This is a genomic window from Psychrobacillus sp. NEAU-3TGS (assembly GCF_029955155.1).
GTDB lineage: Bacteria > Bacillota > Bacilli > Bacillales_A > Planococcaceae > Psychrobacillus.
The window spans coordinates 1102280-1116961 of the sequence record NZ_JAPNOZ010000012.1 but is presented as its reverse complement, the minus strand read 5'-3'; the positions used below and the strand labels follow the sequence as shown (position 1 = coordinate 1116961).

The window sequence follows — 14682 nt, the reverse complement described above, 5'->3', positions numbered from 1 at the left end:
TTTAAATGAATCAGAATTCACGAAATATTTTATTTTTTAAATTTAGTTTTGACAATAATAGAGTTTATCTGTTTATATATACTAGTAGAGTTTTAAAATTATAGAAATATATTATTTAGGAGGTGCAAAGATGACAAAATATATGATTCGACGTATCGTTTATATGTTTATTACCCTTTTCTTGATTGCGTCAGCAACATTTTTCTTAATGAAGGCGCTTCCAGGATCCCCGATTAGCTCTGCTCCAAAACTATCCCCTTCACAACTTGCGATGGTGGAAGCGAAATATGGATTAGATGAACCAGTTCCTGTGCAGTACGCAAAATATATGCTCAACTTGGCTAAAGGTGACTTAGGTAACTCATTCCAGTTTAAAAATGCCAGTGTAACAGAATTAATCATGAACCGTTTAGGACCATCTGTTTTAATTGGAACACAAGGTTTGATTCTAGGTGTAGCTATAGGTATTTTGTTAGGTATGATTGCAGCATTAAGGCAGAATACTGTATGGGATTATGGTAGTACGTTAATAGCTATCATCGGTATTTCTATTCCATCTTTCGTTTTTGCAACATTGCTTCAATATTGGTTAGCAGTTGAATGGGGTCTCTTCCCTGTAGGCTTATGGAAAGATGGTTGGATGTCGAGCATATTGCCTTCTGTTGCATTAGCAATGGGGCCACTTGCAACAGCATCTCGATTTATCCGAACAGAAATGATTGAAGTGTTGAGTTCAGATTACATTACTTTAGCAAAATCTAAAGGGGCTAGCGGATTTGAAATTGCATTCAAGCATGCTTTCCGTAATGCATTAATTCCACTTGTCACTGTTTTAGGACCGCTTGCTGCTGGTTTAGTTACAGGCTCGCTTGTAATTGAACAAATCTTTGCAATACCGGGTATCGGGGAACAATTTGTTAAAGCGATTACGTCTAATGACTTCTCGATTATTATGGGAACAACATTATTTTACTCTGTATTGTTAATTGTCATAATATTCGTAGTAGACGTCCTTTATGGAATAATTGACCCTCGTATTCGTTTATCAGGAGGTAGTAAATAATGAGTTTAGATATTAAAAAAATACCTGCTGAATCTTTTGAAAGAGTTCATATCGATAGTAGTCATGCAGAAAGAATTACGAAACCGTCTTTGAGTTTTTGGCAGGATGCTTGGTTACGAATTCGCAAGAACAAGGCTGCTATTGCAAGCATATTTATATTATTGTTTATCATTATTATGGCATTTGTGGGACCGATGGTTAGTCCCCATGATGCTGAGACGCAAACGATTACACATGCCAACCTACCTCCAAAAGTTCCTGGACTGGAGAAACTAGGAATCTTCGATGGTGTTGGTACTTTAGCAGGTAAAGAAGTAGATTTATATGAAATGAAAAAAGTAGATACGTATTATTGGTTTGGTACGGATGGATTAGGACGAGACATGTTCTCAAGAGCTTGGGAAGGTACGCAAATATCATTATTAATCGCTTTTGTAGCAGCGGTAATAGACATGGTTATTGGTGTCGCATATGGTGGTATTTCTGGTTACTACGGCGGTCGTACCGACGATATAATGCAACGTATTGTTGAAATACTATATGGTATTCCTACATTAGTTATCGTAATTTTGATGTTATTAGTTATGGAACCAGGTGTCATAGCGATAGTTATTGCGATTACGCTCACTGGTTGGATCGGTATGTCACGTATTGCCCGAGGGCAGGTTTTGAAATTTAAGAACCAAGAATTTGTGCTTGCTTCACGAACTTTGGGTGCGGGTAATGGACGTATCATATCCAAGCATATTTTACCGAATATCTTAGGGGTAATCATTATTAATACAATGTTTACCATTCCAACGGCGATTTTCTTTGAAGCCTTTCTAAGTTTTATCGGATTAGGACTTCAGGCACCAGATGCGTCTTTGGGTACACTTATTAATGATGGGTATAAAGTAATTCGCTTCCAACCGCACATTTTATTGTATCCATCGATTATTTTAAGTTTGTTAATGATTGCATTTAACTTACTTGGTGATGGTTTACGTGATGCATTTGATCCGAAGATGAAAGACTAAAGGAGGAAAGCGAAAATGGAGAAAATATTAGAAGTAAAAGACCTAGAGCTTTCCTTCCATACGTTTGCAGGAGAAGTGAAAGCAATTCGTGGCGTTAACTTTGATTTATTAAAAGGAGAAACGCTTGCAATCGTTGGAGAGTCTGGTTCAGGTAAATCCGTAACAACTAAGTCAATTATGCGCTTATTGCCTGAACATAGCTCTGAATTTAAAAATGGGCAGATTTTATTTAACGGCAAAGATCTAACGAAGCTGACAGACAGAGAAATGCAAAAGATTCGTGGAAAAGATATCTCAATGATATTCCAAGATCCAATGACTTCTTTGAATCCTACGATGCCTATCGGAAAACAAATTATGGAACCGATTTTAAAGCACCGTAATGTAAGTAAATCAGTGGCTCATAAAGAAGCAGTCGATTTACTTCGTCTAGTAGGTATGCCTAAACCAGAAGCTCGTATGAAGCAATATCCGCATCAGTTTTCTGGTGGGCAACGCCAACGTATCGTAATTGCCATTGCATTAGCATGTAATCCACAAGTATTAATTGCGGATGAACCGACTACTGCTCTAGACGTAACGATTCAAGCACAAATTTTAGAGTTAATGAAGGATTTACAAAAGAAGATTAATACATCAATCATCTTTATTACCCATGATCTTGGTGTAGTAGCGAATGTCGCAGATAGAGTTGCTGTTATGTATGGTGGGAAAATTGTTGAAATCGGAACAGTAGATGAAATTTTCTATAATCCGCAACATCCATATACATGGGGATTACTAAGTTCAATGCCGTCCCTTGATACGGCAGAAGAGAAACTTTATGCAATCCCGGGAACACCTCCAGATTTATTGTCACCTCCTAAAGGTGATGCTTTCGCTCTTCGTAGTGATTATGCGATGAAAATCGACCTTGAGGAAGTTCCACCATTTTTCAAAGTGAGTGATACGCATTATGCAGCAACTTGGTTATTACATCCAGATGCTCCGCAAGTAGATCCACCTTTAGCAATACGCGAGCGTATGAAAAAATATCCAGGTAGTCGTTACTACGAAGGAACGGAAGGAGGTACTTACTAATGGCTGAAAAATTACTCGAAATTAAAAATTTAAAGCAATATTTCAATCAAGGTAAGCCAAATGAAGTTCGTGCGGTAGATGATATAAGCTTTGATATTTATAAAGGGGAAACATTAGGTCTAGTTGGTGAGTCAGGTTGTGGTAAATCAACGACAGGGCGTACAATTATCCGTCTTTATGACGCAACTGATGGTCAAGTAATTTACGATGGTGTAAATGTACATGACAAGAAATCGAAAAAAGATTTAAAAGAATTCAACCGTAAAATGCAAATGATTTTCCAAGATCCATATGCATCATTAAATCCACGTATGAAAGTATTGGATATTATTGCGGAAGGTTTGGATATTCACGGGCTTGTGAAAAATCCAAAAGAACGAAAAGAAAAGGTAGTAGAACTTTTGGAAACAGTTGGGTTAAACCGTGAGCATGCGGATCGTTATGCACATGAATTCTCAGGTGGACAGCGTCAGCGTCTAGGAATCGCAAGAGCGCTTGCTGTTAATCCTGAATTTATCATTGCGGACGAGCCTATTTCTGCACTTGATGTATCGATTCAAGCACAGGTTGTAAACTTACTAAAAGAACTACAAGAAGAAAAAGGATTAACTTATTTATTCATCGCACATGACTTGTCCATGGTAAAATACATTTCTGACCGTATTGGTGTAATGTATTTTGGTAAACTTGTCGAGTTAGCTACAGCGGAAGAATTATATGCAAATCCAATGCATCCATATACACAGTCTCTATTATCAGCTATTCCACTTCCTGATCCAGATTATGAGCGCACTCGTGTACGTAAATCGTATGATCCTGCCAATCATAATTATCAAGATGGGGAAGAAATTGCGATGAGAGAAGTAACGCCTGGACATTTTGTTTATTGCTCTGAAAAAGAGTTAGAATCATTAAGAGCTCTTTCCAGTTCCAAATAATATAACTATCGGTCATTCATACTAGAATGGCCGATTTTTTTATGTATAAACTAAAATATTAGTGTATTTCTATAAAGTGACCGCAATCTCTTCAACACAGTCTTTAATTGTTGGTATAACTAGAATAGTATATAATAAAGTTACTAATTATTTTGTAGACTATTGTAAATTAAATAGATATAAATTATAAGAATTGATGGGGATTCATTATGTATCAAGATGTTCTTTTCCGTAATAACGTAAATATTTCCGGTAAAGGCACACGGACAATGTTGTTTGCTCCGGGCTTCGGATGTGACCAAAATATGTGGAGGTTAGTGGCTCCTGCTTTCGAAGAAAACTATCGTATCATTCTTTTTGATTATGTGGGTTCAGGGAAATCTGATTATAATGCATACGATCCTAGTAAATATAGCGATCTTTATGGATATGCAAACGATTTAGTGGAAATATGTGCTGCACTGGATTTGAAAGAAATAACTTTTGTTGGACATTCAGTTGGTAGCACCATAGGAATGTTGGCTTCTATACAAAAGCCAAATCTATTTGAACATCTCATCATGATAGGACCATCGCCTCGTTATCTGAATGATCAACCTGATTATAATGGTGGATTTGAGAGAGAGGAACTGGAAGGGTTGATCGATATGATGGAGATGAATTATATCGGCTGGTCAAATTATCTTTCAAAGGTCATTATGAAAAATCCTGATCGTCCAGAGCTTTCGAAAGAATTAGAGGAAAGCTTTTGTTCAACAGATCCGACGGTTGCTCGTCAATTTGCAATTGCTACTTTCTTTTCTGATAACCGAGAAGACTTGAAAAAAGTTTTGGTGCCATCGCTTATTCTTCAATGCTCTGAGGATGTAATTGCTCCAATTGAAGTAGGAAATTACATGAATCGCCATCTGCCAAAAAACACGTTATGTTTTATGGAGGCTACTGGGCATTGTCCACATATGAGCCATCCGGAAGAAACCATTCGTTTAATTAGAGAATATTTGACTGTCGGCTATGTGAGTACACTTAGTAAGGAGTAGATTATTTGATAGATGAACAATTGAATTATGCTCCATGTGGTTACTTATCACTTTCTGATGAGGGCATCATTCGCACAATCAATCAAACTTTGCTTAGTTTACTTGGCTTTGATGACCAATATGAGTTGAAGGGAAAACACGTTAACACCATTCTAACGGTTCCTAGCAAATCATTTTATCAGCTTTACTTTTTTCCTATTATTAAGCTACAGGAACGCGTAGAGGAGATGTACCTTACATTCAAGTCGAAAACCAATGATGATATTCCATTCCTTCTTAATGCAATACGCAAAAATCGAAATGGTGAAATTGTCAATGATTGTATGTTGTTTCAAATAAAGAAACGCTACGAGTATGAGCAATCCCTCCTTGCGGTCAAAAAGGAGACAGAAGCACGCAACCGTGTTAAGAGAGAGCAAATAGCCGAGTTAGATCTTCTGAGAAGGGAATTGGAGTTTAAGCAAAAAGAACTACTAGAAGTAAACGCACAATTAGAAAAGTTAGCTGCTACCGATGGACTGACTGGCCTTAAGAATAGGCGAAGTTTACAAGAGGATTTAGCCTCTAATATCGCTTTATTTACAAAAAAATCGCAATCCCTTTCATTATTGCTATTAGATTTGGATCATTTCAAAAAGATCAACGACAACTATGGGCATTTAACAGGTGACAAGGTTCTTCAAGGATTAGGAATAATCCTGAAAGAGGAGTTAAGAGAAGGAGATGTTGCAGCTCGTTATGGTGGAGAGGAATTTGCATTGATTCTTCCTTATGCGGATCAAGCGATTGCCCAGAAAATAGCTGAAAGAATTCGGTTGCGTGTAGAGGGTGCTTGCTGGATAAACCAACCTGTCACCATAAGTATTGGAATTGCAACACTTATAACAGGAGATACAGTAAGTTCACTTCAATCCCGAGCTGATCGGGCACTTTATTCCTCAAAAAAACGAGGTCGTAACCAGGTCACGCATGCTAACCACTACAATGATTAATATCAATGCCTGTGAAGGGGAACATAAATATAGAAGAAAAACGGAGTTGGTCTACGGGCTACTCCGTTTTTCTGTGTATGACCTAAGAATAGTAATTGTTTATTCCTCTTGTAGTTAAGGTATTTACTAATAGACAGGTGATGGAAAGTGGTTCTCTTATAGAACTTTTTACGACGTATTATCTCTATTAAGTAAGCACAACCTAGGAGAAGTGTTCGTAACATTATAAGCACTATTTCTCTTTCATTGATGGTTTAGTATTGTTAGAATAAAGGAACACTAAGGAAAGAAAGGAGAATTTTATGAAGAAGCCTATTAAAATACTAGCCTCATTAAGTGTAGCAGCTGCTGTACTATTACCTACAACTGTATTTGCGGAATCTAAACTATTCGCAAAAGATTTTTCCACAAAAGAGTTTAGTTTAAAACCGATTGATGAGAAGGTCGTTACAACATCCAAACTATTCATATACGACTCCGGACTAACATTTAACTATCCTGATGCGGTGAGAGGAGTATATGTAACGGGACATTCAGCAGGTGGCTCCAGATTTGCGGATTTAGTCAATTTATTAGATGCGACAGAGCTAAATGCGATGGTAATTGATATTAAAGACGACTTTGGTAACTTAACCTATATTCCCAATGAAGAATCATCGCTTACGAAATATAAGATTGGTAAGCCATACATAAAAAATCCACGAACTATGCTAGAAACATTGGAAGAGAAAGAAATATATCCAATAGCACGTGTTGTTGTTTTTAAAGATACGGAGCTAGCAGAAAGAAAGCCCGAATGGTCGTTTGTGGAAGGATCTTCCGTCTGGAAAAATGGAAGAGGGGAATCATTCGTAAACCCTTTTCTACAAGAAGTATGGGATTATAATGTCGAAATTGCTATAGAAGCCGCGAAGATGGGCTTTAAAGAAATCCAATTTGACTATGTGCGATTTCCTGAGGGATTTGAAAATAGAGAAGATGTATTAAAGTACTCCATGGGAAAATATGAAAAATCTCAAGAAGACCCCGTTCAACGAAGAGTTACAGCGGTTACCGATTTTGTTGCATATGCAAAAGAAAAGCTAAAACCTTATGGTGTACAAGTATCAGTAGATATTTTCGGATACTCTGCTACATTACCGGAAGCGCCTGGAATTGGACAAAACTTCTCTAAGATATCCGAAAATGTAGACGTTATTTCTTCCATGATTTATCCAAGTCATTGGACACCTTATTTTGGTATAGCAAAACCGGATTTAGAGCCTTATCGCTTAGTACAAGAATATGCAAAAGTAGAAAATGCAAAATTAGCAGAATTAGAAAACCCACCAGTATCAAGGCCATGGCTTCAAGATTTTACTGCTTCGTACCTAGGTGCTGGCAACTATCAAACATATGGTAAAGAGGAAGTAGAAGAACAAATAAAAGCATTAAATGAAGCAGGTATTAAGGAATTCCTACTTTGGAATGCAGGAAATAAGTATTCTCCTGGCGTTGATTATACACCTTAAATAAGAAAAGATAGGATTATAAAAAAAATCTATCTTTTTTATTTTTATGAAACTTTATTTCATGAAAAACGTATTAGTTAGTGTAACAGTTATTTTCATTAGCCTTCTTCTAAATGAGAATGTAAAAAAATTTCATTATAATGTTTATAACAGAAAAAAGAAGGGTATAATTAAAGCATCTATAAAAATTCTTTCTAGAATGTAAGTATAGCTTATATATTCAACGAATTTGTGACAGCTTCATTTAGAGGGTAAATTTTTCTTATAAACATATTTTAAATGACTATAATTTGGTGTATACTGAAAAAGTAAAGAATTACATTAAATTAATTATAAACTACTTCATATAACACAACTAACAATTGAAAGGAAGTGTTTTTAAATGATGGTTACGTTATTTACCTCACCAAGTTGTACTTCATGTAGAAAAGCAAAAGCATGGTTAGAAGAACATGATATTCCATATATGGAGCGTAATATTTTTTCTGAACCACTTACAATAAGCGAAATAAAAGAAATTTTACGAATGACAGAGGATGGAACAGATGAAATTATTTCAACTCGTTCTAAAATATTCCAGAAGCTAAATGTAGATGTGGAAAGCCTTCCTTTACAACGTTTATATGAGCTAATTCAAGAACATCCTGGACTACTTCGTAGACCAATAATATTAGATGAAAAACGTCTACAAGTTGGCTATAACGAAGACGAAATTCGTAGATTTTTACCTAGAAAAGTTCGTGCATATCAGTTACTTGAAGCACAAAGGCTTGTGAACTAAAAGTTAATCAGCTGATTATTTTCAAAGAACTTTTGAAAATAGTCAGCTTTTTTTTGCTTGCATTAAAGCATAAATTTTCTTACAATTCATTTGTGATTAATTATTTGAAAAGAAAAGTTGGAATCCTTTTCTTTTTTTCACAAACAACATACAATAGTAGTAGACACTACATGATTGAGACGGTAGGAAGCGAAAGGAGATGTGTTAAATGGATATCGAACGTATCAATGACAACACTTTCAAAGTATACATTTCATACATCGACATTGAAGAAAGAGGCTTCAGCCGAGATGAAATATGGTTTAACAAAGATAAGAGCGAGCAGCTTTTTTGGGAGATGATGGATGAGGTTCATGATGATGACCATTTTGAAGAATTAGATGGCCCGTTATGGATACAAGTTCATGCGATGGAAAAAGGCTTGGAAGTGATTGTCACTCGAACGGAAATAGGAAAACATGAGGAACGATCAGATGATTTTGAAATGGATGACCTGTCAAATAAAATTTTCAAAAATGGTGTCTCTAGTTCTTTAGGAACTCACGAATTTGATGAGTTTTCGCATTACATGGATGATGGGGAAGAAATATCTTCAGAGTACACATTCGTGTTTGAGAACTTTGATGATTTACTAGTTCTATCAAAAAAAATGGATAAAGTAGATTTCCAAACATCCTTATATCATTATGAAGAAAAGTATCACTTACATTTAATTTTTAATTCGGAAACAACAGAATTTGAAACTGTTTTAAATACACTAAGCGTTATTTCTGAATTTGCAAGTAGTACAAAAACTACTATTCATATGATTCAAGAATATGGAAAAGAAATCATTGTAAATGACGTATTCCAAGAGCTAAACAGGCATTTTTAACCTTCCGTAAAAAGAAGGTTTTTTTCTTGATTTTTTCATTGAAAATTCGTACATTAGTGAGTAGAGGTGATGACCATACTAACTGCACAAACAAAACAAGGTGAAATAATCATATCTGCCAACTATTCACGACAGTTTTTAAACGATTTAAAACGCAAAAGTACATTTCAGTGCATTCAGTGTAAGGAAGAAGTAATATTGAAAAGCGGCCCCTTAAAAATTCCCCATTTTGCACATAAGCGAAGGTCTAAATGTATACATTCTTTTTCAGAAGGTGAAAGTGAAGACCACTTGAATGGCAAATTACAATTACACACGTTTTTCCAACAGTGTAATAGCAAGCCTCAACTAGAGCCATACATCCCAAATATTAAACAAAGACCAGATATTTTAGTTCACTACAATCATTCCAAGGTAGCTGTTGAATATCAATGTAGCCACATATTACCTACTATCATTGAAGATCGTAATAGAGGCTATAAGCAGCACCAAATAGAACCCCTATGGATATTGAGGACACCATCCATTTCAGAGTTCCCTCCTCAAGAAATAGGAATCATGCAATTATCTGCATTTCGTCAGCAATTTTTCCTGGAAACCCCCACCAATGGGAAAATGATTATATCCTACTGTCCCCAAACAAAGTTCTTTCACTATATTTCCAATCCAGTTCATATCCAATCAAATAAGTATATCGTCAAAGTAAAAAAGCTGCCGATGGATAAGCAAACTTGGCCATTTGCAGTTGTCAAACGGCTATCTGATAAAGAGTACGCCATGTATTTCAAAATGTATAGAAAGCAACGTTTTATGCATATAAATAACTTGTATTTCTATAATAGAAAAGGAGTTCAAAATCCGTTTTTAGAAGTATGCTATAGATGGAGAAAGTCTCCCAGAGAAATACCTATTTTCATAGGAATTCCTACTGCATTTGCAGAATCATTTAATGTACATGCAGTGGAGTGGCAAATACAATGGATTGACTATTTAAATCAAATTAAAGTCCCTATTGAGGAAGCGAATCGAGCACATTGTGAAGTATTTCTACAATATCGTCCAATAGGTCTTAAACAGCCTTCTCCTATCCAATTAGAAGCAGTCCAAACCTATTTGTGGATCCTACAGGAATGTCTCATAAAATCAGACGCTGACATTTATAAATGGAAGATTAATAGATCAAAAATGTATAAGCTTCTATACAGTGATTTCCTTGCAAAGTGACCTGAAAATTGAGAAAATAATTAGTGATACGAATTTCGTAACAAATGGAAGGGGAGTTCATCTTGACAACAGAAACAAACAACAAAGTATTAACGCGTGAGGAAGTAGAAGAGCATCTAACTTGGAAATTAGAAGACATTTTTCCTTCCAATGACGCTTGGGAAAAAGAATTCCAAGATGTAGCTAAATTAGCTGAGAAAGCAGCAGCATTTCAAGGGACGATTGCAAATGGTGCGAATGCTTTGTTAGAGGTACTAACTTATCGTGATGAACTTACAGGGCGTTTACGTAAGCTCTATACGTATGCTCATATGCGCTCTGATCAAGATACAGCAAATAGTACTTATCAAGCGATGGACAGCCGTATTAAATCGCTATATGTAAAAGTTTCTACGGAACTATCATTTTTAGTGCCGGAAATTTTATCATTAGATGAGTCAACTCTTTCTACCTACTTATCTGAAAACAGTGATTTACAATTATACCGCCAACTTTTAGAAGAAATTAATCTAGAACGTCCGCACGTGCTTCCTAAAGAACAAGAAGCATTACTTGCACAGTTTTCAGAAGTGGCTGGTTCACCGTCGGATACATTCGGTAAGTTAAACAATGCTGATTTGGAATTTCCATCGATCAAAGATGAAGATGGCAATGAAGTACAACTCACTCACGGACGATATTCACGCTTTTTAGAAAGTGAAGATGGTCGTGTACGAGAGGACGCATTTAAAGCGATGTATGAAACATATGGCAAGTTCCGTAATACATTTGCATCTACTTTAGCTGGGAATGTAAAAGGGGATAATGTAAACGCTAAAATTAGAAAATACGCTTCTGCTCGTGAAGCAGCTATGTCGGGAAATCATATTCCTGAAAGCGTCTACGATAATTTAGTCGGAACGGTCAATAAAAATGTTCATCTGCTCCATAAATATGTTAGCTTACGAAAAAAAGTACTAGGATTAAATGAGCTCCATATGTGGGATTTATACACACCACTTGTAAAAGAATTAAAAATGGAATATACGTATGAGGAAGCTTGCGATGCAATGTTAAAAAGCTTTGCACCGCTTGGAGAAGAATATGTATCAATCGTAAAACAAGGTTTAGAAAATCGCTGGGTAGATGTAGTTGAAACGAAAGGGAAGCGCTCTGGAGCATATTCTTCAGGTACGTATGGTACAAACCCATACATTTTGATGAACTGGCAAAATAATGTAAACAATTTGTTTACATTAGCACATGAATTTGGCCATAGTATTCATAGTTATTATACTCGCGCAAACCAACCGTATGTGTATGGTGATTACTCCATTTTCGTAGCAGAAGTAGCATCTACTTGTAACGAGGCATTACTGAATGATTATTTATTAAAAACAATTGAGGATCCTAAAAAACGAATTTACTTGTTAAATCATTGGTTAGAAGGATTCCGTGGAACTGTATTCCGTCAAACAATGTTTGCAGAATTTGAACATATTATCCATCAGCTGGACCAAGACGGGGAAGCATTAACAGCAGATAAGCTAACGGAAGAGTATTACAAATTAAATCAAAAATACTTTGGCGATGAGATCGTCATCGACGAGCAAATTGGATTAGAATGGGCGAGAATCCCTCATTTCTACTACAATTATTACGTATATCAATATGCAACTGGTTTAAGTGCTGCTACCGCATTAAGCAATCAAATTTTAACAGAAGGTAAACCGGCTGTAGATCGTTATATAAATGAATTTTTAAAAGCAGGTTGCTCGGATTTTCCAATTGAAGTATTGAAAAAAGCTGGCGTCGATATGAACACAGCTGCTCCTATCGAAGAAGCATGTCGAGTATTTGAAGAAAAGCTAAATGAACTAGAACAATTACTTTTAGCAGAATAAAATAGTTTGAAGAAGGCTAAACTGAAGATTCATCCAGTTTGGCCTTTTTTGTTGGTTAGAAAACTGTGGAATATTTAGATATGTAGATAACTTTTTTAGAATAGCATTATAGGGAAACTGCGAGGTAAAGATGTCCGCCATAATTTCCGCTCCAGGCGCACGCTTTCCGTGGGGCGAGCAGTGAGCCTCCTCCTCCGCTAACGCTACGTGCGGGGTCTCACCTGTCTCGCTAAATCCCACGGGAGTCGCCGCCTTGCGCTTCAATCAATAGAACTTGCTAATAATCTAAAGTAAATCTTATTCAAATACTGATAGGTTTTCCCTATAGAAAACAATCTAGTACGAGATCAAGTACATCATTTCTTAGTAATTAGCAAACTCTACTGGATTGTAGCGAAAGGGTGGCGACTCAAGCGTGAGCGACGAGGAGATTGAAGCCGTGCCCGCACAAAGCGTCCACCCTGTAGCGAAAATCACGACGGACACCCAATGAAGCCTTACCGCACAGTTTCCCTATTATGTGCATTATCCGATCAACCAGGGCATTAAAGCTCACCTAAAATCCAGTCATCTGAAGACTTAAAAAGGTATGACGTCTAATGTATGACGAATTTGTGAAAATGCAAGCTAATATATTGTATTTCTTTAGGGAGCATGTTAAAGTAAGAGTGTGAAATAAATCACAAGATAACATACACCCCTTTGTTTGAACGTGAACATTTCTCCCATCCCCTTTGTAAAACGAAAAGACCCTTTCCTAACTGAGGAAAGGGTCTTTTCTATTGGAAAAAGAAATTGTTTCAATTTCCCTACAAGATAAATTGAAAATAGTGATATGCTCAGGATCTAAAGTATACTAAAAACATACAATCGGAAAATGGGATTCTGATTAAATGCCAATGCCTCATGAAAATTGGTTAATCAACAGACATGGAAAAAGTATATACATATATGAAATCGGGCAAAGAAAAGCTCCTCATCGATTGTAGATGAGGAGCTTTTTTTAGTTATTTTTTAATCGCCATATGACAACATCGGGTAATACTAATCTTTCAACTTTTTGAAGTAAAAGTAGCTTTTTCAGTTCTCGTTCAGCTTGTTGTTCGGAAATATTATAATAGCTAGCAATTTCATTTGTCGTTAGGGAATGGAATCGATCAAAAAGCTTTTCGAGTGCTGGTGGTTGTTGTACTTCCGGTATTTCATAGAGCATTTCTTGTAATATTTGTACATAAATTTCATAAGGATAAATGCCTGATACTTTTATACCTTCATCTTCTATGTTTTCATTAAAAAATACGATACTTGGAAATGTGGTGACATCCATTTCAGAAGTGATGGATAAATCACTTTGGAAAGAGCGTGCACATTCTCTTGATTTAAAATCTTGTGTGAACTCTTCTACATCAATGTTGACTTTACTTGCTATTTCTTGCAAAACAGAAAGGGAAGTAACATTTTTTGTTTTAATGAAAAGGTATTCTTGTATTTTATTGAAAAAACGAAGCGCAGCCTTTTTCCCTTGAAACTCTGCAGCTTTTACTGCAATGGAAGGGAATACAGAATGCTCTATATCCGGAAACTCACAATGAATCTGCTTTTTTTCTTCCTTTGACGTGTTGCAGACAGTATTTAAATTATTCAACTGTGTACTTAGTACCGTTCTAATCGTAAAATATTGTCCGTATTGAACTTGCAATTTCCGAATAATCGGTTGCATTTCCCAACAAGCTGAGCAAAGGGGATCTAGAAATACATACATTTCAAGTGGCTTGTTTACTAAAGGAGATGTAATCGGTTCAGTCGGAATGAGTATTCTTGTCACTATTGTTCCTCCTCATGACTCATTTGATTGACCATGTGGTTGGCAGTAAGCTCCAGTCTTCGATAGAAAGTTTCACGCACTTTACCTTCTAGACCAACAGTGTCCATTGCAGCTCTCATGCAAGAAAGCCAAGCTGTTGCTCTTTCAGGTGTAATCGGGAACGGATTATGACGCATTTTCATCATTGGATGTCCGTGCTCTTCTGTATATAAATTGGGACCACCCAGATATTGTGTTAAAAATTGTTTCTGTTTTCTAGCGGTCTCGGTTAAATCATCTGGAAAAATAGGCTTTAGCAATGGATGTTTTGCAACATTACTGTAAAACGTATCGACAAGCTCGGATAGTTTCTCTGCTCCAATCTCATCGTAAGGAAGTATTGGTTTTTGTGTCATAATTCGTTACTCCTTTGTTTTAGCACTAATATCATTCTATCAATCCCAAAGAATTAT

13 protein-coding genes are annotated in these 14682 nt (G+C 36.2%); 11 read left to right on the top strand and 2 right to left on the bottom strand.

Going from position 1 to position 14682, the window contains the following annotated elements; genetic code table 11:
* The first annotated feature begins 130 nt into the window (after positions 1-130).
* The 11 genes from opp3b (at position 131) to pepF (ending at position 12405) form a co-directional block, all read left to right on the top strand.
* The gene (gene opp3b / locus OR571_RS21920; RefSeq protein ID WP_142537510.1) at positions 131-1063 is read left to right on the top strand and encodes an oligopeptide ABC transporter permease; all 933 of its coding nucleotides are present in this window, start codon (positions 131-133) and stop codon (positions 1061-1063) included.
* Positions 1063-2082, top strand: coding sequence for an oligopeptide ABC transporter permease (gene opp3C, locus OR571_RS21915; RefSeq protein WP_282246026.1), 1020 nt, complete (start codon positions 1063-1065; stop codon positions 2080-2082). Before opp3b ends, opp3C begins: the two co-directional genes overlap by 1 nt.
* 15 nt (positions 2083-2097) lie before the next feature.
* Complete coding sequence (locus OR571_RS21910; protein WP_142537512.1) at positions 2098-3162, top strand: ABC transporter ATP-binding protein; 1065 nt, start codon at positions 2098-2100, stop codon at positions 3160-3162.
* The gene (locus tag OR571_RS21905; RefSeq protein WP_282246025.1) at positions 3162-4100 is read left to right on the top strand and encodes an ABC transporter ATP-binding protein; all 939 of its coding nucleotides are present in this window, start codon (positions 3162-3164) and stop codon (positions 4098-4100) included. Before OR571_RS21910 ends, OR571_RS21905 begins: the two co-directional genes overlap by 1 nt.
* Positions 4101-4309: 209 nt before the next feature.
* Complete coding sequence (locus tag OR571_RS21900; protein ID WP_282246024.1) at positions 4310-5140, top strand: alpha/beta fold hydrolase; 831 nt, start codon at positions 4310-4312, stop codon at positions 5138-5140.
* 5 nt (positions 5141-5145) lie between these two features.
* Entirely contained in the window at positions 5146-6132 is a 987-nt protein-coding gene (locus tag OR571_RS21895; RefSeq protein WP_282246023.1) for a sensor domain-containing diguanylate cyclase, read from the top strand.
* A gap of 302 nt (positions 6133-6434) precedes the next feature.
* Positions 6435-7643: a putative glycoside hydrolase gene (locus OR571_RS21890; RefSeq protein ID WP_282246022.1), complete on the top strand. Its 1209-nt coding sequence runs from the start codon at positions 6435-6437 to the stop codon at positions 7641-7643.
* Between the two features lie 385 nt (positions 7644-8028).
* Positions 8029-8424, top strand: a complete 396-nt coding sequence (gene spxA / locus OR571_RS21885; protein ID WP_282246332.1) for a transcriptional regulator SpxA — start codon at positions 8029-8031, stop codon at positions 8422-8424.
* A gap of 208 nt (positions 8425-8632) precedes the next feature.
* A complete protein-coding gene (gene mecA / locus OR571_RS21880; protein ID WP_282246021.1) occupies positions 8633-9298 on the top strand; it encodes an adaptor protein MecA in 666 nt (221 codons plus the stop codon).
* Between the two features lie 69 nt (positions 9299-9367).
* Positions 9368-10522, top strand: coding sequence for a competence protein CoiA (locus OR571_RS21875; protein ID WP_282246020.1), 1155 nt, complete (start codon positions 9368-9370; stop codon positions 10520-10522).
* Between the two features lie 62 nt (positions 10523-10584).
* Positions 10585-12405, top strand: coding sequence for an oligoendopeptidase F (pepF, locus tag OR571_RS21870; protein ID WP_282246019.1), 1821 nt, complete (start codon positions 10585-10587; stop codon positions 12403-12405).
* Between the two features lie 1003 nt (positions 12406-13408).
* Here the strand turns inward: pepF and OR571_RS21865 are convergent.
* Positions 13409-14230 carry a ClpXP adapter SpxH family protein gene (locus tag OR571_RS21865; protein ID WP_282246018.1) on the bottom strand — a complete coding sequence of 274 codons (822 nt, stop codon included), beginning with the start codon at positions 14228-14230 and terminating at the stop codon, positions 13409-13411.
* Positions 14230-14625 carry a globin domain-containing protein gene (locus OR571_RS21860; RefSeq protein WP_282246017.1) on the bottom strand — a complete coding sequence of 132 codons (396 nt, stop codon included), beginning with the start codon at positions 14623-14625 and terminating at the stop codon, positions 14230-14232. Before OR571_RS21860 ends, OR571_RS21865 begins: the two co-directional genes overlap by 1 nt.
* Positions 14626-14682 lie beyond the last annotated feature (57 nt).

Coding starts and splice junctions, on each gene's coding strand:
- OR571_RS21905 (WP_282246025.1), top strand. CDS start 3,162: ATGGCTGAAAAATTACTCGAAATTAAAAATTTAAAGCAATATTTCAAT.
- OR571_RS21910 (WP_142537512.1), top strand. CDS start 2,098: ATGGAGAAAATATTAGAAGTAAAAGACCTAGAGCTTTCCTTCCATACG.
- OR571_RS21890 (WP_282246022.1), top strand. CDS start 6,435: ATGAAGAAGCCTATTAAAATACTAGCCTCATTAAGTGTAGCAGCTGCT.
- OR571_RS21875 (WP_282246020.1), top strand. CDS start 9,368: ATGACCATACTAACTGCACAAACAAAACAAGGTGAAATAATCATATCT.
- opp3b (WP_142537510.1), top strand. CDS start 131: ATGACAAAATATATGATTCGACGTATCGTTTATATGTTTATTACCCTT.
- opp3C (WP_282246026.1), top strand. CDS start 1,063: ATGAGTTTAGATATTAAAAAAATACCTGCTGAATCTTTTGAAAGAGTT.
- mecA (WP_282246021.1), top strand. CDS start 8,633: ATGGATATCGAACGTATCAATGACAACACTTTCAAAGTATACATTTCA.
- OR571_RS21860 (WP_282246017.1), bottom strand. CDS start 14,625: ATGACACAAAAACCAATACTTCCTTACGATGAGATTGGAGCAGAGAAA.
- OR571_RS21900 (WP_282246024.1), top strand. CDS start 4,310: ATGTATCAAGATGTTCTTTTCCGTAATAACGTAAATATTTCCGGTAAA.
- spxA (WP_282246332.1), top strand. CDS start 8,029: ATGGTTACGTTATTTACCTCACCAAGTTGTACTTCATGTAGAAAAGCA.